Annotated in this window: 14 protein-coding genes; 5 read left to right on the forward strand and 9 right to left on the reverse strand. The window is 73.6% G+C overall.

Annotated elements, in window-relative coordinates; all coding sequences use genetic code 11:
* Positions 1 to 155: 155 nt before the first annotated feature.
* Positions 156 to 446, reverse strand: coding sequence for a hypothetical protein (locus tag EDF32_RS08270; RefSeq protein WP_123308081.1), 291 nt, complete (start codon positions 444 to 446; stop codon positions 156 to 158).
* A gap of 62 nt (positions 447 to 508) precedes the next feature.
* On the opposite strand from EDF32_RS08270, the gene EDF32_RS08275 reads away from it, so the two are divergent.
* On the forward strand, positions 509 to 907 hold the full coding sequence (locus EDF32_RS08275) for a VOC family protein (protein WP_123308082.1): 399 nt from the start codon (positions 509 to 511) through the stop codon (positions 905 to 907).
* A gap of 10 nt (positions 908 to 917) precedes the next feature.
* Here EDF32_RS08275 and EDF32_RS08280 read toward each other — a convergent pair whose 3' ends face one another.
* The 3 genes from EDF32_RS08280 to EDF32_RS08290 are packed head-to-tail and all read right to left on the reverse strand — an operon-like array spanning position 918 to position 3,930.
* Entirely contained in the window at positions 918 to 1,286 is a 369-nt protein-coding gene (locus tag EDF32_RS08280; protein ID WP_123308380.1) for a CrcB family protein, read from the reverse strand.
* A complete protein-coding gene (locus tag EDF32_RS08285; RefSeq protein ID WP_123308083.1) occupies positions 1,283 to 1,750 on the reverse strand; it encodes a CrcB family protein in 468 nt (155 codons plus the stop codon). The genes EDF32_RS08280 and EDF32_RS08285 overlap by 4 nt, the downstream gene beginning before the upstream one ends.
* On the reverse strand, positions 1,750 to 3,930 hold the full coding sequence (locus tag EDF32_RS08290) for a SpoIIE family protein phosphatase (RefSeq protein WP_123308084.1): 2,181 nt from the start codon (positions 3,928 to 3,930) through the stop codon (positions 1,750 to 1,752). Before EDF32_RS08290 ends, EDF32_RS08285 begins: the two co-directional genes overlap by 1 nt.
* Before the next feature lie 89 nt (positions 3,931 to 4,019).
* On the opposite strand from EDF32_RS08290, the gene EDF32_RS08295 reads away from it, so the two are divergent.
* From EDF32_RS08295 to EDF32_RS08305, 3 genes are all read left to right on the forward strand, one after another.
* Positions 4,020 to 4,730 carry a hypothetical protein gene (locus tag EDF32_RS08295; protein ID WP_233565809.1) on the forward strand — a complete coding sequence of 237 codons (711 nt, stop codon included), beginning with the start codon at positions 4,020 to 4,022 and terminating at the stop codon, positions 4,728 to 4,730.
* Positions 4,731 to 5,075: 345 nt separating this feature from the next.
* The gene (locus EDF32_RS08300) at positions 5,076 to 8,633 is read left to right on the forward strand and encodes a LamG-like jellyroll fold domain-containing protein (protein ID WP_199734868.1); all 3,558 of its coding nucleotides are present in this window, start codon (positions 5,076 to 5,078) and stop codon (positions 8,631 to 8,633) included.
* Positions 8,634 to 8,743: 110 nt separating this feature from the next.
* Positions 8,744 to 12,139 carry a LamG-like jellyroll fold domain-containing protein gene (locus EDF32_RS08305; protein WP_123308086.1) on the forward strand — a complete coding sequence of 1,132 codons (3,396 nt, stop codon included), beginning with the start codon at positions 8,744 to 8,746 and terminating at the stop codon, positions 12,137 to 12,139.
* Between the two features lie 88 nt (positions 12,140 to 12,227).
* On the opposite strand, the gene EDF32_RS08310 is transcribed toward EDF32_RS08305, so the two are convergent.
* From EDF32_RS08310 to EDF32_RS08330, 5 genes are all read right to left on the reverse strand, one after another.
* Positions 12,228 to 12,464, reverse strand: a complete 237-nt coding sequence (locus EDF32_RS08310; protein ID WP_123308087.1) for a DUF1059 domain-containing protein — start codon at positions 12,462 to 12,464, stop codon at positions 12,228 to 12,230.
* 111 nt (positions 12,465 to 12,575) lie between these two features.
* Positions 12,576 to 13,451, reverse strand: a complete 876-nt coding sequence (locus EDF32_RS08315) for a sigma-70 family RNA polymerase sigma factor (RefSeq protein WP_123308088.1) — start codon at positions 13,449 to 13,451, stop codon at positions 12,576 to 12,578.
* A gap of 83 nt (positions 13,452 to 13,534) precedes the next feature.
* Positions 13,535 to 14,233 (reverse strand): TrkA family potassium uptake protein, encoded by a 699-nt coding sequence (locus EDF32_RS08320; protein WP_123308089.1) that lies wholly within the window; start codon positions 14,231 to 14,233, stop codon positions 13,535 to 13,537.
* Positions 14,226 to 15,581 carry a TrkH family potassium uptake protein gene (locus EDF32_RS08325; protein ID WP_233565810.1) on the reverse strand — a complete coding sequence of 452 codons (1,356 nt, stop codon included), beginning with the start codon at positions 15,579 to 15,581 and terminating at the stop codon, positions 14,226 to 14,228. Before EDF32_RS08325 ends, EDF32_RS08320 begins: the two co-directional genes overlap by 8 nt.
* Positions 15,582 to 15,678: 97 nt before the next feature.
* The gene (locus tag EDF32_RS08330; RefSeq protein ID WP_123308090.1) at positions 15,679 to 16,206 is read right to left on the reverse strand and encodes a MarR family winged helix-turn-helix transcriptional regulator; all 528 of its coding nucleotides are present in this window, start codon (positions 16,204 to 16,206) and stop codon (positions 15,679 to 15,681) included.
* A gap of 52 nt (positions 16,207 to 16,258) precedes the next feature.
* Here EDF32_RS08330 and EDF32_RS08335 point away from each other — a divergent pair, with 52 nt between their 5' ends.
* Positions 16,259 to 17,851 carry an LLM class flavin-dependent oxidoreductase gene (locus tag EDF32_RS08335; protein ID WP_123308091.1) on the forward strand — a complete coding sequence of 531 codons (1,593 nt, stop codon included), beginning with the start codon at positions 16,259 to 16,261 and terminating at the stop codon, positions 17,849 to 17,851.
* The last annotated feature ends 48 nt before the right edge of the window (positions 17,852 to 17,899 follow it).

Raw genomic sequence — 17,899 nt, forward strand, 5'->3', positions numbered from 1 at the left:
CGGGGGCCGGGGGGGCCCCCCCCCGCCCCCCCCCCGGGGGGGGGGGGGGCCCCCCCCCCCCCCCCCCCCCCCCCCCCCCCCCCCGGGGGGGGGGGGCCGGGGGGCCCCCCCCCCACTTCTCGGCGGAGTGCGGCGGGCGGGGGGAGGGCCGGGAGTCAGCGCAGCGGGTGCCAACGGCTGCCCCAGCGGCGCGTCACGCGCGGCGGTGACGCCTCGGCGAGCTCCTCGACCCGGTGGTACACCGCCTGGGCGACCTGCGCCGCCGCCCCGTCCGTGTCGGTGGTGAAGCGGACGGTGACCCGCGCCCGCCCCCGGACCACGCCGACGTCGCTCGACTCGACCGTCGCCAGGCCGGCCGCCGCGGCGGCGGCCGCGGGGACGACGTCGGCCGGGTCGGTCGAGCGGTTCAGGAGCCCGACGGCGAGGGTCACGCGGTAGGACGGCACGGGAGGCAGCCTCGCACGGCGGGCCGCACGATGGGAGCACACGACGGTGCCGGGGAGGCAGCATGTTCAGCACAGGGTTCAGCGGGTTCTCGGTGGACGACGTCGGGGCGGCGCGCCGCTTCTACGCCGACGTCCTCGGGCTGCGGGTCGAGGGCGAGCAGATGCTGCGCGTCACGCTCGGCCCGGGGCGCACGGTCCTGATCTACCCGAAGGGCCCCGCGCACGTGCCCGCGAGCTTCACGGTCCTCAACCTCGTGGCCGACGACGTCGCGGCCGCCGTCGCCGAGCTGCGCTCGCGCGGCGTCGAGTTCGAGACCTACGAGGGCACGCCGATGCAGGTGGACGACGACGGGGTGTTCCGGGGCGGGCCCGACCCGGACCCCGGCGGCAGCGGGCCGGAGATCGCGTGGTTCACGGACCCGGCCGGCAACGTGCTCTCGGTGATCGGGGACGACCTCTGACGCGCCGCGCTCAGAGGAGGGCGGCGAGGCCCAGCCCCGCCGCGCACGCCGCGACCGCGAGCAGGAGCGTCCCCAGCGCGTTGGTCGCCGCCAGCCGCGCGCGGCCGGACTGCGCGAGCCGGACCGTCTCGACCATCGCCGTCGAGAACGTCGTGTAGCCGCCGCAGAAGCCCGTGGCGACGAGCAGGTGCCAGCCCTCGCCGGAGCCGTGGAACAGCACGGCGCCCATGACGACCCCGATGAGGAGCGAGCCGCTGACGTTGACCGTGACCGTCGCCCACGGGAACGCCGTGCGCAGGCGCGTGCGGACCGCGCCGTCGACCACGAACCGGGTCGCGGCGCCCAGCCCGCCGCAGAGCATCACCAGCAGGAAGGTCACGAGGCGGCCCCGGTCTCCCGGCGGCGCCGGCCGCGCCGGCGGCGTGCTGCCCACCCGACGCCCAGCACGCACGCGGCGTAGCCGAGCACGAGCGTCGCGCCCGCGTAGCCGAGCGCGGTCGCGACCGCGCCGTCCGCGAGCAGGCGCTCGACCTCGAACGCGAGGCTGGAGAAGGTGGTGAACCCGCCCAGCGCGCCGGTGCCGAGCCCGAGCCGCGCCCGCCGGGCACGCGCCGTCTCGGTGCCCGGCGCGAGCAGCGCCTCGAGCAGCGCGCCGAGCGCGAACGCGCCGAGCACGTTGGCGACGAGCGTCGGCAGCGGCCAGCCCGCGGCGACCGGCAGGGCGAGCGCGAGACCGTAGCGCCCGGCGGTCCCGACGGCGCCGCCGGCCGCGACCAGGGCCACGAGCGCGGGCGTCAGGTGCGCGGGGCGCGCGGCGTCCGCGGGGCCGCCCGCCGCCCGCATCAGTGGCGCACCGGCAGCGCCTCGGGGGCGCTGCCGGGGTCCCGGCGCAGCTCGAACCACACCGACTTGCCGCGGGCGCGGCTCACGACGCCCCACCGCGTGGCGAACCGGGCGACCAGCTGCATGCCCCGGCCGCCGGACTCCGACGGGGACGGGTCGCGCACGACGGGGTGCTCGGGCGACGCGTCGGAGACGGCGACCCGGACCCGCGCGTCGTCGACCCGCACGCTGATCTCGACCGGGGGGAGGCCGTGGCGCAGCGCGTTCGTCACGAGCTCGCTCGTCAGCAGCATCGCGTCGCGCCGCACGCGGGCGCTGACCGCGCAGCTCTCGAGGAGGTCGTCGACCCAGCGGCGGGTCGGGCCCGTGGACGCCGGGCCCGGCGCGACGGAGCGGGTGCGACGGACCGGGCTCCGTGTCGCGGTGGCCCGCTCGGCGACGCCCGCCCGCACGCGCACGACGAGCACGGCCACGTCGTCCCGCTGGCCCTGCCCGACGACGCCGCGCACCACGGAGTTCGGCAGCGCGCCGGTCGGGGTGTCCGCGTGCTGGCGCAACGAGGCGAGGACGGACTCGGTGTCGGTGCCCGTGGGCGCGGTGCGGTCCTCGACGAGGCCGTCCGTGTAGAGCACGAGCGTGTCGCCGCGGTGCAGCTCGGCGACGTGGTCGGTGCGCGGGGTCATCGGCACGACGCCCAGCATCAGGTCGGAGGCACCGTGCAGGATCTCGGCGGTGCCGTCCGCGCGCAGCACGAGCGGGGGCAGGTGCCCGGCGCTGGACCACGTGAGCGTGTAGCTGCGCGAGCCGCGGGTCCGGTCGAGCCGCGCGACGAGCGCCGTGCCGGTCGCGTCGAGACCGAGGCCGTCGTTGGCGCGGTCGAGCAGCCGCAGCAGCGTCGCGGGGGACTCGTCCTGGCTCCACGCGAACGAGCGCAGCATCGAGCGCAGCTGGCCCATCTGGGCGGCGGCGCGCATGTCGTGCCCGGTGACGTCGCCGATCATCAGCACGGTGGCGTGCTCGTCGAGGACGACGGCGTCGTACCAGTCCCCGCCGACCTGGTCGACGCGCGCGGCGGGAGAGTAGGTGGCCGCGAGCTCGAGACCCGGGACGGGGGGCAGGCGGGTGAGCATCGCGGTCTGCAGCGTGGTCGCGACCTCGCGCCGGTCCTCGAGCAGGCGGACCCGGTCGACGGCCTGCAGGGTGTAGCGGGCCAGGGCGCGCTCGACCGAGCGCTCGTCGTCGTCGGGCTCGTGCGCCGCCTCCCAGACGATGACGACGACGCCGACGGTCCGCTTGCCCGAGAGCATCGGCACGAGGACCCGCGCGCCGGTGCCCGGGTCGATGCGGTCGGCCGGGAACTCCTCGGCGGCGTGGGCGGCGTCGCGGAACGCGAGGACGGACTGGGTCCGGGCGGCGGTGGCGACGGCCGAGTCGTCGTCCACGGGCACGATGAGCGGCTCGTGCACCTCGCCCGGCGGGTGGAACGTGTTGGACGTGAAGGTCAGGGCGGCGCCGGTGGCGTCGGCGAGCGCGAGCCCCGTCCAGCGGGCGCCGAGGCCGATGGTGGCGACGTGCGTCAGCGTCTCCTCGACGTCCTCGAGCGAGGTCGCGTCCGCGAAGGCCTCGCTGAGCATGAGCAGTGCCCGGCTCTGCCGGTTGGCCCGGACCGCGGCGTGCTGGATGCGGCGGGCCCGCTCGCGCTCCGCGCGCAGCCGCAGCTCGGCGGTGCACGCCTCGGCGAGGTCGGCGAGCGCGGCGAGCTCCTCCTCGGTCCAGACGCGGGGCTCCGGCTCGATGGCGCAGAGGGCGCCGACGGCTCGGCCGCGCAGGTCGTGGATCGGGTACCCGGCGTAGGCGATCACGTCGAGGTCGAGCACGGCGCCGTTGTCCCGGACCAGGTCGTGGGTGCGGGCGTCGTTGACGACCAGCGGGGCGTCGTCGGCCACCGCGTACTGGCAGAAGGAGTGGCTCAGCGGGGTGCGTCGTGAGCGCTGGATCTCGTCGGGCAGGCCGAGCGCGCCGGGGAACACCTGCTCGTCGTCCATGACGAGCGAGACGAGCGCCGTCGGCACGCCGAGCTGGCGCTGGACCAGGCGGGCGAAGCGGTCGAACGACGGGTCGGGCTGCGCGCGCCCGAGGCCTGTCTCGAGCAGGTCGTGCAGCGCCGTCGCGTCGGTCATGCGCCACAGTATCCGCCCCGGGGGCCCGACCCGTTGCGCGGCGTCCGGGACGGTCGCACACTGGACGGACGAGATTCTCTTGCCCGGGGGTGACCGGAGTGACCCTGACCGACTCGTTCGACATGCTTCCGATGCTGGGACGCGGCAAGCACCGCAACCCGAAGCGGGGCGCGTGCTTCATGGAGCTCGCGTCCTACCTGGCGGGGGAGAAGTGGTCCGACCACCCCGCGTGCACCCACCCGTTGCTGGCGATGCTGGCGCGCGCGGTGAACGACCTGACGTCGAACGCGGGACGACCGCGCCTGGCGCCGCTGGTGCCGTCCGTGATCGGGCTGAACAGCAGCGACCCGCGGTGGGCGGTGCGCATCGCGCTGCTCGCCGCGCAGACGGCGCTCCCCGTGGCGCCGGCCGACCGTCAGCAGACCCTCGCGGTGGCGGTCCTCGGCTGCGAGCGGATGCTCGACGACCTCGACGGCCGGGCGCCGGGCTCGCGGACCGACCGGTCCGCGCAGGTTCTCGACGCGCTCCCGACGACGACGGCGTGGGCCGAGCAGTTCTGCGTGGGCGGGCGGGTGCGCACGAGCAGGTTCGTGCGCGACGCCGCCCCGAGCATCGTCGCGGTGGCGGTCCAGGCGCTCGCGGAGGCCTACGTGTTCGACACCGACGCCGTGCTGCACGACCTGCTGGCGGACGCCGTCGCGCAGTGCCGCGCGTGGTCGGGCGAGGTGGACGCCTCGGTGCCCGACCTGGTGCCCGAGGACTGGCAGGGCGTCGTGCGGCCGGCGGGCGTCGACCGCTGACCTCGGCGGGCCCGCACGTCGGCTCGGTAAACGAACAATAGGCAACATCCCTCGGATGTGTCGTGCCCGATGCGGGCCGTTCAGTGCCGCTGCGGGCCTCCTCGCCCGCTCGCCGTGCTAACTCTTGCGCATTTGTGAACGAACGTGTGTGATGGACCGACGACCCGACGGAGGGTCGTGCGGGGACCACCCTCGCCGGAGCGACGTCGCTCGGGCGCGGACCTGCGGACGACGCGCGCGGCCCCGGAGCACCAGAGATCCATCAGACTCGACGAGGAGTGGACGATGTCTCGACTGACAGCGCTGGCACGGGGGGTGAGACCGGGCGGACGCACGATGGCCGCCGTGGTCGCCACCGCCCTGACGATCCCGCTGGGGGTAGGGGTGGCCGTCGCGGCCGCGCCGAGCTCGGCCGGGGGTGCCACGGGGGCGGTCGCCCCCACCGCGGACCAGCCCGACCTGCGCGCGGGCCTCAAGGGTGACTACTTCGTCACGACCACGCCGGACTGGCAGCTCACGGACGCCAACCTCAAGGCCACCGTCATCGACCGCCAGATCGACTTCGGCAGCCTCACCGGCACCTTCGAGGACCTCACGGGCCGCAGCGAGCAGACCGGCGCGCGCTGGACCGGCAGCATCACGCCGGAGAAGAGCGGCACGTACACGTTCTACGCCAAGGGCGACAACGGGATGCGCCTGTGGGTCGACGGCAAGCAGCTGCTCGACCACTGGGTCAACGACTGGGAGATCGAGCAGAAGTCCACGACGATCACCCTCGAGGCCGGCAAGTCCTACTCGTTCCGGATGGACATGTTCCAGGCCACCGGCGGGGCGAACATGCACCTGTCCTGGTCCACGGACGGCCTCGAGAAGCAGGTCGTGCCGGCGAGCGCCTTCTCGCTGCCCGAGGACTACGACAGCTTCCCCGCCTTCGGCGAGGTCGACGAGGACGGCACCGGCCTCGACGTGACCTTCGCGGACGAGGTCGGCGGCGCCGACGACCTGGCGGACCACGTGCGCCTGACGGTCGACGGCACGAGCTGGCCGATCGACGCGACGAGCGCCTCGGGCGACGTCCTGCACGCGGACCTCGCGGCCGCGATCAGCCGCGGCGACGACCCGCGGTTCGTCTACGACGGCGAGGGCGACCTCACCGTCGGCGGCGAGGCCGTGCCCGCGCTGAACTTCCCCGTCGAGAACAGCTCGACCTACCGGATCACCACCCCGTGGGCCGACGACTTCGACAAGGACGCCCCGCTGCCGGAGTACCCGCGCCCGCAGCTGACGCGCGACGACTGGCAGAACCTCAACGGGCAGTGGGACTTCGCCGGGGCCGAGGCAGGGGACACCCCCGCCGACGTCTCCTACGACGAGAAGATCACCGTCCCGTACGCGGTCGAGTCGCAGCTCTCGGGCATCGAGCGCCGCGAGGACCACATGTTCTACCACCGCACGGTCGAGGTCCCGGAGGGCTGGGACGTCGGTGACGGCAACCGCCTGATGCTCAACTTCGGCGCGGTCGACTACGCGGCGACCGTGTGGGTCAACGGCACGCAGGTGGGCACCCACGAGGGCGGCTACACGGCGTTCTCGATGGACATCACCGACGCGCTGCAGGGCACCGGCCCGCAGGACGTCGTCGTCGGCGTCGTCGACACGACCGACGGGACCAAGCAGGCCGTCGGCAAGCAGACGAACAACCCGGGCGGCATCTTCTACACGCCCACGTCGGGCATCTGGCAGACGGTGTGGATGGAGCCGGTGCCGACGGCGTCCGTGGACGCCGTGCAGACCACTCCCGACATCGACGACGGCACGGTCGCGCTGACCGTGAAGTCCGCCTCGGCGTCCGACGACGCGACGGTCACCGCCGTCGCCCGCGACAAGGACGGCGACGAGGTCGGCACGGTCAGCGGAGCGCCGGGCGAGGAGCTCACCCTTCCCGTCCCGGACGCGCACCTGTGGTCGCCGGACGACCCGTACCTGTACGACGTCGACGTGACCCTCACGGACGGCGCGGCGAGCGACAGCGTCGGCTCGTACGTGGGCATGCGCAAGATCCAGGTGACGAAGGTCAACGGGGTCAACCGCGTCCAGCTCAACAACAAGACGACGTTCCTCATGTCGACGCTCGACCAGGGCTTCTGGCCCGACGGTCTCTACACCCCGGCGTCGGACGAGGCGTACAAGTTCGACATCCAGGCCCACAAGGACCTCGGCTTCAACACGCTGCGCAAGCACATCAAGGTCGAGCCGGCGCGGTTCTACTACCACGCCGACCAGATGGGCCTGATGATCTGGCAGGACATGCCGAGCGGCTGGTTCAACGACGCCGGCGTGACGGCGCAGGCGCGCCAGACGTGGGAGGCCCAGAACCACGAGATCATCGAGCAGCACAAGTCCGTGCCCTCGATCATCGGCTGGGTCACCTTCAACGAGGGCTGGGGCGAGTGGAACCTCACCGACACCGGCCGCATCATCAAGTCGGTCAAGGCGCAGGACCCGAGCCGGCTGGTCGACGGCCACTCCGGCGTGAACTGCTGCTCGTCCAAGGGCGACTCCGGCCAGGGCGACATGATCGACTACCACCAGTACACGGGACCGGCGTTCCCCAAGCCGGACGCCACCCGTGCGGCGATGGACGGTGAGCACGGCGGGTTCTCGCTCAGCGTGCTCGGGCACATGTGGCCCGGCGGCTCGGTCAACCCCTACGGAGAGGTGACCGACAAGGCGTCGCTGACCAAGGCGTACGTGCAGAACACCGAGGCGCTCGTCCGGCCGGCGCAGTGCTACCTGTCGGGCTCCGTGTACACGGAGATCAGCGACGTCGAGGGGGAGCTCAACGGCTTCTACACCTACGACCGCAAGGTCCTCAAGATGGACGGGGACCAGGTCCGCGACGTCAACCAGAAGGTGATCGCCGCGGCCGAGCGGACCTCGGACGACGTCGACCCGGGCACGCCCGGCCTGAAGGGCACCGGCTGGTGGAACCTCGACGAGGGCTCCGGCACGACGGCGAAGGACTCCGTGGGCGGGGCGACGGCGACCGCCGTCGGCAACCCGCAGTGGGTCGCCGGGCACGGTGGCGCGGGCTCCGCGGTCAAGCTCGACGGCACCAAGGACGCCTTCGCCACGAAGGGCCCGGTCGTCGACACGCAGAACAGCTACTCGGTCTCCGCGTGGGTCCAGCTCGACAAGAAGGTGAACAACTGGGCCACGATCGCTGCGCAGGACGACGCGACGGGCAACAGCGCCTTCTACCTCCAGTACGGGAACGACAACGGCAAGAACGTGTTCGCGTTCTCCTACGAGGGCGAGCCGCGGGCGACCTACGAGGTCGACCCGGTCGGCAAGGGCTGGTACCACGTGACCGGCGTCCGCGACTCCGCGACCAACACGCTCACGCTCTACGTCAACGGCAAGCAGGTCGGGCAGTCGTCCGTCTGCGGTGGGTTCGACCCGTCGGGCCCGCTGACCATCGGGCGCGGCGAGTGGCACGGCAACCCCGTGGACTACTGGCCGGGCTCGATCGACGACGTCCGGACGTTCGACCGCGCGCTGAGCGCGGACGAGGTCGTCGACGTCATGAACGGCGAGGGCGCCGAGACGCCCGACCTGTCCGTGGACGTGACGGCGGTCGGGCGGTGCGTGGGGCAGAACGCCTACGTGGCCGTGCGGGCGACGAACACCGACGACGTCGTGCAGGGTCTGCGGCTGCAGACCCCGTTCGGGTCGAAGACGATGGCGGGGGTGGCGCCGGGCAAGAGCGCGTCGCAGTCGTTCAACTCGCGTGCCGGGTCGATCGAGGGCGGGTCGGTGACGGTCACCGCGACCGGCACGGTCGACGGTCAGGACGTGACGACGGACGTCACGGCCGACTACGACGCGGTCAGCTGCCGCTGACCTGAGCCGCACAGCACCACCGCCGAGCGCGTCATCTGTCGGCCCTCCGGAGCCGGGGGACCGACGGATGGCGCGCTCGGCGCCATCCCGACGACGACATCGAGGTCGCCATGCCGAACCACCCCGTCCCACCACGCCGCGGGCGCCGCGCCGGCACCGCCGCCGTGCTCGCCGTCGCGCTCGCCGCGACCCTCCCGTCCTTCGGGGCGGTGGCCGCCGAGGCCGATGCACCGCCCGAGGTCGGGCAGGGCACGCACTTCCTCGACCACGCCTCGTACCTCGAGGGCATGAACGACCCGGACTGGTACGAGTCGAACATCCCGTTCGTCGACCTCCCGGACGAGAAGATCCAGGACGTCTACTACTACCGATGGCGCGTGTGGAAGGAGCACCTGCGGTACACGAACCCGGACGACGGGTGGATCCTCACCGAGTTCCTCGACTGCTGCGGGTACGCCGCGCCCTACCAGGCGATCGACGCGGCGGCCGGGCACCAGATCACCGAGGGCCGCTGGGTCCGCGACCGCGAGTACCTCGACGACTACACGAAGTTCTGGCTGACCGGTCCGGGCGCGGGCGCCAAGCCGGCGACCGAGACGTTCAACCCCGACACCACCGACTGGGCGCACCAGTACAGCTTCTGGGTCGCGAGCGCGGCCTACGGCCGTGCGAAGGTCACCGGCGACCTCGACGGCCTCGCCGACCTCCTGCCGGAGCTGAAGAAGCAGTACGCCGGCTGGGACGGGCAGTTCGACGAGGACCTCGGCCTGTACTGGTCGGTGCCGGTGTGGGACGCGATGGAGCTCTCGGCCTCGTCCGCGCAGTCGGACGACCCGTACCACGGAGGCGACGGCTTCCGGCCGACGCTGAACTCCTACCAGTACGGCGACGCGAGCGCGATCAGCGACATCGCGCGCCTCGTCGGGGACGACGAGACCGCCGCGGAGTACGCGGCGAAGGCCAGAGCGCTGAAGGCCGCGATGAAGAAGTGGCTGTGGGACCCGGAGCGGCAGTTCTACCTCGCCATGCCGCGCGAGGACAACCCGGACCACGAGCTGCTCGACACCCGTGAGGAGATCGGCTACGTCCCCTGGCAGTTCGGCGCGGCCGACGACGGGACGAGCGCCGCGTGGTCCCAGCTCCTCGACCCGCAGGGCTTCGCCGCGCCCTTCGGGCCGACGACGGCGGAGCGCCGCAGCCCCTGGTACACGGACGGCTCGGACGGCTGCTGCCACTGGGACGGCCCGAGCTGGCCGTTCTCCACGTCGCAGACCCTGACCGGGCTCGCGAACCTGCTGCAGGACGGGCCGGTGCAGGACGTCGTGACCCGCGACGACTACGCCGACGCGCTCGAGACCTACGCGCGCACGCAGTACAAGAACGGCAAGCCCTACGTCGCCGAGGCGCACTCGGCCGACCAGGACCGCTGGATCTACGACGGGCAGGCGCACAGCGAGGACTACCTGCACTCGACGTACACGGACCTGGTGCTCTCGGGGCTGCTCGGCCTCCAGCCGCAGGCCGACGACACGCTACGGATCGACCCGCTCGTGCCCGCCGACTGGGACCACTTCGCGGTGGAGAACGCCCCGTACCACGGGCACGACGTGAGCGTGCTGTGGGACGAGGACGGCTCGCACTATGGACAGGGCCCAGGCCTGAAGGTGTACGTCGACGGGCGGCTCGTCACGTCGTCGGACACGGTTCAGGGAACGACCGTGACGGTCGGGGAGACGCTGCCCGCGCCGGGCCAGGACGCGCCGAGGGTCGTGAACGACGCCGCGAACGCGCTGCGCACCGGCTACCCGAAGCCGATCGCCTCGTACACCTGGCGCTCGGACGACGCGTGGAACGGCATCGACGGCAAGACCTGGTACGACGAGGTGCCGCAGAGCACGCGGTGGACCAACTACTCCTCGCCGAACGCCCAGGACTGGTACGGCGTCGACCTCGGCGTCCCGACGCCGGTCTCGCACGTGCGCTGGTCCGGGTACTCCGACGGCGGCGGCGTGCGCCCGGCGGCCGGGTACCGGCTGCAGTACCTGCACGACGGCGCGTGGACGGACGTCCCCGACCAGACTCGCGCGAGCGACGCCCCGGTCGGCAACGGTCCGAACGACGTGACCTTCCCGCAGGTGACGACGACGCAGCTGCGCTTGCTGTTCACCAACCCGGCGGGGGCGTTCGTCGGGGTCACGGAGCTGGAGGCGTGGTCGGCGTCGAGCCTGGACGCCGACGTGAGCGTCGGTCCGGCGTCGGCGGCCGGACCGGTGCCCGTGGACGGACCGACGCGGGTCACCGTGACGGTGCGCGACACCACCGGCGAGGGGCTCGCCGACGCGGCGGCGTCGCTCGCCCTGCCCGCGGGGTGGACGAGCGCACCGGTGGGGAGCGCCCCGGGGGCGGTGCCCGCGGGCGGCACGGCGGACTGGGCGTTCACCGTCACCCCGCCGGCCGGGGCGGCGTCGGGCGCGACGGCGGACGTCCGGGCCGAGGCGACCTACACCGGACCCGGCGGCGCCGCGAGCACGCACACCCGCCAGAGCCTGCGGGTGGCGTACCCGGTGGGGCCGACGGCGCCGGTCGGCGCGTGGTCGCTCGACGAGGGCCGCGGGACGGTCGCGGCGGACTCCTCCGGCGGCGGGCACGACCTGGCGCTGGCCGGCGGGCCGTCCTGGACGGCCGGCGCTCCTGGCGGCACCGGCGCGGGCGGGGGCACCGCGCTCACGTTCGACGGGAAGGCGCAGAGCGCGGCCACGAGCGGGCCGGTGCTCGACACCTCGGGCAGCTTCACGGTCTCCGCGCGGGTGAACCTCGCGTCCACGGGCTCGTGGGCGACGGCGGTCAGCCAGGACGGGACCACGACGAGCGGCTTCTTCCTGCAGTACTCCGCCGCGGACGGCCGGTTCGCGTTCTCGACGGAGCAGGGCCGGGCGCTCGCGGACGCCGTCCCCGAGAAGGGTCGCTGGTACCACCTGGTCGGCGTGCGGGACGCCAACGCCGGCACGTACACGCTGTACGTCGACGGCGTCGCCCAGAAGCAGGTGCTCAGCCAGGCGAGCGGGCCGGCCACGTCGGGCGCCTTCGCCGTCGGTCGCGGGAAGGCCGGGGGCAGGGCCGCGGACCTCTGGCCGGGGGCGGTCGACGACGTCCGGGCCTGGCAGCGCGCGCTGCCGGCGGCCGACGTCGCCGCGCTCGACGCGGACGACGCGCCCGCGCTCGCCGTGGACGTGACGGCGGTCGGGCGGTGCGTGGGGCAGAACGCCTACGTGGCCGTGCGGGCGACGAACACCGACGACGTCGTGCAGGGTCTGCGGCTGCAGACCCCGTTCGGGTCGACGACGGTGGCGGGCGTGGCGCCGGGCAAGAGCGCGTCGCAGTCGTTCAACTCGCGTGCCGGGTCGATCGAGGGCGGGTCGGTGACGGTCACCGCGACCGGCACGGTCGACGGTCAGGACGTGACGACGGACGTCACGGCCGACTACGACGCGGTCAGCTGCCGCTGACCCACACGTTGCCGAGCGCGTCATCTGTCGGTCGAGAACGTCGATCGGGCCGACAGATGACGCGCTCGGCGGTGGGGCGGGCCCGCGGTCAGCTCTCGGGGAGCTCCGCGAAGGCCGCCTTGGTGTCGTTGTACCAACCCATGGACTTCTTCGGGTGCATCCAGCGGCCCCGCATGGCGTCGCTCGCCTCGCGGTGGCTCTCGTCGCCCGCCTTCCGGGTCTCCTTGAGGTGCTGGTCCTGGGCGTTGATGACGTCGTCGGCCGTCTCGCCGTGGTGCTCCAGGTCGCAGGAGCCGCCGAGCTGGCGGCAGGTCATGGTCTTCATCGTTCCGTCTCCTTCGGTGTGGTCCGGACCGCGTCGCGGCCGGTTCGTGCCTGCGGTCGATGGTGCTCGTCTGTCCGACGATCGGCACGCCGCGAACGTGACCAGCACCGCTCAGTGCTGCCCGGGTCGTGGCTGTCCGGGTCGTCGCTGTCGTTCCGCACCGTCCCGGCGGACCACCCGGGCAAGCACCTCGGGCTCGGCGCGGAACGTGATGCCCCGCACCAGGCCACCGGAGACGGCGAAGTCGAACAGGACCCTCGCCTCGCCACGGTGGAACCACGCGGCGCCGGGGCGGTCGTCGGCGAACACCGCGAGCGCCGCCCGGGCGCTGCCGTCGAAGAACGTCGCGACCTCGCGAGGCCCCTCGATCCGCCCCGGCGTGCCGACCCGGATCGCCGCGTCGTCGGCCGTGACCACCGCGTCGGGGGCGAGGAGCCGCAGCAGCCGGTCGAAGTCGCCCTCCCGCGCGGCCGCCATGAACGCGTCGACGACCTCCCAGGTGGCGAGCGCGTCCTCGTGCGCAGGCTGGGCGACCTTCGCGCGGGCGCGCGAGGCGAGCTTCCGCGCCGCGACGGGGGTGGTGCCGAGGACGGCGGCGACCGCGGAGAACTCGAAGCCGAAGCTGTCGTGCAGCACGAACGCCACCCGCTCCTGGGGCGAGAGCCGGTCGAGGACCACCTGGAGGGCGGCGCCCACGGTGGCGGCGAGCGCGACGGCGTCGGCCGGGTCCGGAGTCCCCGCGGAGGTCGCGGACTCCGCGACCTCCCCGACCGGTGCGGGCACCCGTGCTCGCAACCTGTCCAGGCACAGCCGGGTGGTCACCGTGGTCAGCCAGGCGGGAAGGTTCTCGATGTCGGCGTCGGTCCGGTGCAGCCGGAGCCATGCCTGCTGCACCACGTCCTCGGCCTCGGTGCGGTCTCCCAGCACCCGCGCGGCGATGCCGACGAGGCGCGTCCGTTCTCCCTCGAAGATCTCCGTCTGTCCCACGGGGCACACCCTTCCGGTTCGATCCGTCGACTGCTCGACGAACCGCCCGGGCCGGACGTGACCGGCGGTCCCGGCCCGGGCCCTCAGCGCAGGCGGCTGAACGCCTCCGCCTTCTTCACGTCGCCTGCGACCATGATCGTGTCGTCCTCGGTGAGCACGGTCGTGTTGCTCGCGTAGGTCCACGTCCCGCCCTGGGGGCGGAACGCGACGATCGTCACGTCATACTTCGGCCGCAGGTTCGACGTGCCGAGGGGGATCCCGACGAACTCGGCGGGCGGCGTCGTCCGGACCATGACGAACCCGTCCTCGACCTCGATGAAGTCCTGCATCGAGCCGCGCACGAGGTGCGCGACGCGCTTGCCCATGTCGTGCTCGGGGCGGATGACGTGCGGCACGCCGAGCTGTTCGAGGATCTGGGCGTGCGCGTGGCTGATCGCCTTGGCCCAGATCTGCACGCTGTCGTAGCGCAGCAGCAGGGAGGTGGTGAGCAGGCTCGCCTCGATGTTGCTGCCGATCCCGACGACGGCGCGGTCGTACTCGTGCACCGCGAGCTGGCGCAGCACCTCGTCCTTGGTCGAGTCGGCGCGCACGACGTGCGTGAGCTGGCCGTTGAGGCTCTGCACGACCTCCTCGTCGGAGTCGATGCCGAGCACCTCGGTCCCGGTCGCGACGAGCTCGCGGGCGAGCGAGCGGCCGAACCGGCCGAGGCCGATGACGGCCACCGAGTCGGCGTCGGCGAGCCGCTCCGCGGGGCGCTGACCGAACCACTGTCCCCTAGCCAATGATGGGCCTCTCCTTCGGGAGCTCGTACAGGCGGGTGCGGCGGCGCAGGACGAGCGCCGTCGCGAGGGTGATGGGGCCGAGCCGGCCCACGAACATGAGGACGACGAGGACGAGCTGACCGAGGGCGGGCAGGTCGGCGGTGATGCCCGTGGACAGCCCGACCGTGGCGAACGCCGAGATCGCCTCGAACAGCGTCCGGTCGAGCCCGAAGTCCTCGAGCATCATCAGCACCATCGTCGCACCGACGACCGCCGCGACCGAGAGCAGGGCGACGCTGATCGCCTGGCGGTGGGTCGAGCGGGGCAGCCGACGGCCGAGGACGTTGACGGCGACGTCCCCGCGGACCTCGGCGAGGATGATGAAGAACAGGACGGCGAACGTCGTGACCTTGATGCCGCCGCCGGTGCCGGCGGGGCCGGCGCCGATGAACATGAGGATGTCCGTCCCGAACCAGCCGGTCGACGTCATGGCGCCGGTGTCGATGCTGTTGAAGCCCGCGGTGCGCGCCATCGTCGACTGGGTGAACGCCGCCAGGAGCTTGCCTCCGAGGCCCAGCCCGCCGAGGGTCGCGGGGTTGGTCCACTCGACGGCGAGGAAGAACCCGGTGCCGACCGCGAGGAGGACGGCGGAGACGACGACGACGATCCGCGTGTTCATGGTCCAGTGCACGGGTCGGCGGAAGGTGCGGTGGAGCTCGTGCAGCACGGGGAACCCCATCCCGCCGGCGATGACGGCCACGCACAGCGGGAGGAGGATCGCCGGGTCCGTCCCGTACCCGATGAGGTTGTCGGAGAAGAGCGCGAAGCCGGCGTTGTTGAACGCCGAGACGGCGTGGAAGACCGCCAGCCAGAGCGCGTGCACGGGGTTCTCGCCGTAGCCGACCCACCACCGCAGCCACAGGACCAGGGCGACCCCGCCCTCGAAGAGCAGGGCGGTCGTGAGGATCCGCGTGGCCAGGCCCCGGACGCCGCCGATCTGCTCCGTCTTCGTCTCGCTCGCGGCGGTGAGCCGCGTGCGCAGGCCCATGCGCCGGGCCACGACGATGCCGAGGACGGTCGCGAACGTCATCACGCCGAGCCCGCCGACCTGCACGAGCAGGAGGATCACGACGTCGCCGAACCCCGTCCAGTACGTGCGGACGTCGACGGTCGAGAGCCCGGTGACGCAGACGGCGGACGCCGCCGTGAACAGCGCGTCCATGAACGTTGCGCCGCCGCGCCCGGCGCGGGCGACCGGCAGCATGAGCGCGGCGGTGCCGACCGCGAGCGCGGAGAAGAAGCCGAGCACGATGACCTGCGCGGGGTGCAGCCCGCGCAGGCGGGCGACCACGCGCGTCAGGACCGGCACGAGGTCAGAGCCTAGACCGGTCCACCCCGGGTGCCGAGCACGTCATCGGTGCCGTTCCCGACGTCGGATCCGCGACGGACGACGTGCTCGGCGTGATTCATTCCCGGTCGGCCGCCGCCGGGCACGCGGCGTCGAGCCCCGCGTTCACGGTGTCGGCGATCTCCGCGAGCTCGGCGACCTGCGCGGGGGTCAGGTGCGCGAGCAGGTGGCGGCGGATGGACCGGGCCCGGCTGCAGCGGGCCGCGGCGACGGCCGCGCGCCCGGTGGGGGTGAGGACGACGTCGGCTCCCCGGCCGTCGTCGGCGGCCGCCTCGCGCTCGACGAGCCCGCGGGACTCCATGCGGCGCAGCTGGTGGGACAGTCGGGACTTCTCCCACTCGACGGCGCGGCGGAGGTCGATGGTGCGCCGGCGGCCGCCGGGCCGGACGTCGAGGGCGGCCAGGACGGCGAGGTCGGCGTCCGAGAGGTCGGCCTCGGCGGCGAGCTCGCGCGCGAGATGCTGGCCGACGCGCATCTGCATCCGCTGGTAGGACCTCCAGGCGCGCTCCTCGACGGGGTCGAGCGAGCCGACGTCGGCGGCGGTCGCGGCGGCGCCGGGCTCGGCGCGGGTGGAGGTGGTGGTCATCGCGCCAGCCTACCGTTTGGTTGACGTGTCATCCAGGGATAGTGTCCGAACCATGGACTACGGCCACGACCTGCTGTTCGGCAGCTTCCTCACCCCCGACGCCTCGGCGCCCGAGCGCGTCGTCGGGCTCGGGCAGCTCAGCGACCAGGTCGGGCTGGACCTCGTCACGGTCCAGGACCACCCGTACCAGGCGCGGTTCCTCGACGCGTGGACGCTGCTGTCGACCATCGCCGCGACGACCGTGAACGTGCGGGTCGCGCTCAACGTCGCCAACCTCCCGCTGCGGCCGCCCGCGGTGCTCGCCCGGAGCCACGCCGCCCTCGACCTGCTCAGCGGCGGGCGCGTCGAGCTCGGCCTCGGCGGCGGTGCGTTCTGGGACGCGATCGAGGCCAACGGCGGCCCGCGCCGCACGCCGGGCGAGACCGTCGCCTCCGTCGAGGAGGCCGTCCGGATCGTCCGGGCCCTCTGGGACGAGGGCGCCACCGGCGCCGTCCAGGAGCGCGGCGACGTCTACGACGTGCACGGCGCGCACCGTGGCCCCGCCCCGGCGCACGACATGTCGATCTGGGTCGGCGCCGTCGGGCCGCGCATGCAGCGCCTCGTGGGCCGGCTCGCGGACGGCTGGCTGCCGTCGATGATGTACCTCGGCCCGGAGAAGCTCCCGGAGGCCCACGCCCGCATCGACGAGGCGGCGCTCGCTGCCGGCCGGGCGCCGTCGGACGTCCGCCGCCTGTACAACGTCGCCGGGCGCTTCACCTCGGGGTCGGGGCGCGGCCTGCTGCAGGGTCCGGCGACGGTCTGGGCGGAGCAGCTCGCGGACCTCGCGCTGGGCCAGGGGATCAGCGCGTTCATCATGGCGGGCGACGACCCCGACGTGATCCGTCGGTTCGCCCAGGAGGTCGCCCCGGCCGTGCGCGAGCAGGTCGAGGCGGAACGACTGACCGGCGGAGCGACGACCAAGGAGGACCCGGCGGCGGTGGCGGAGGCCGACGGGTCCCGGGGCGTCGAGGACGCGCGCGGGACGGTGAGCGTGCGCGGCGGGTTCACCGTCACCCCCACGCCCGACGACGGGACCCGCCGCAGCGTCGTCCAGGTCTGGGACGAGTCGACGCGCCCGACGGCGCCCGCCGCACCCGAGGGGCACGAGTACACGGCGCACGAGAACGCGACCGGCCAGCAGCTCGTCGACATCCACGACCACCTGCGCGCGGAGCTCGCCCAGGTCGAGGAGCTCATCGGGCAGGTCGAGGCCGGCGCGATCAGCGTCGGCGCGGCGCGCTCGCACATCAGCACGATGACGATGCGGCAGAACAGCTGGACGCTCGGCACCTACTGCGAGTCGTACTGCCGGCTCGTCACGACGCACCACACGATCGAGGACCGCAGCATGTTCCCGAGCCTGCGGCGGTTCGAGCCGCGCCTCGGCCCGGTGGTGGACCGCCTCGAGGAGGAGCACGTCGCGATCCACGACGTGCTCGAGGCGGTCGACCAGGCGCTCGTCGCGATGGTCGGCGAGGAGGACCAGGCCGCGGGGCTCGCGGGCCTGCGCGCCGCCGTCGACCTGCTCAGCGACACCCTGCTCTCGCACCTGTCCTACGAGGAGCGCGAGCTGGTGGAGCCGCTGGCCCGCCTCGGCGTCGTCTGACCCCCGCCCCGCACCCGCCCGCCCGCCCCGCACCCGCACCCGCCCGCC

Origin of the sequence: Cellulomonas sp. PhB143 (assembly GCF_003752595.1) — a bacterium.
GTDB lineage: Bacteria > Actinomycetota > Actinomycetes > Actinomycetales > Cellulomonadaceae > Paraoerskovia.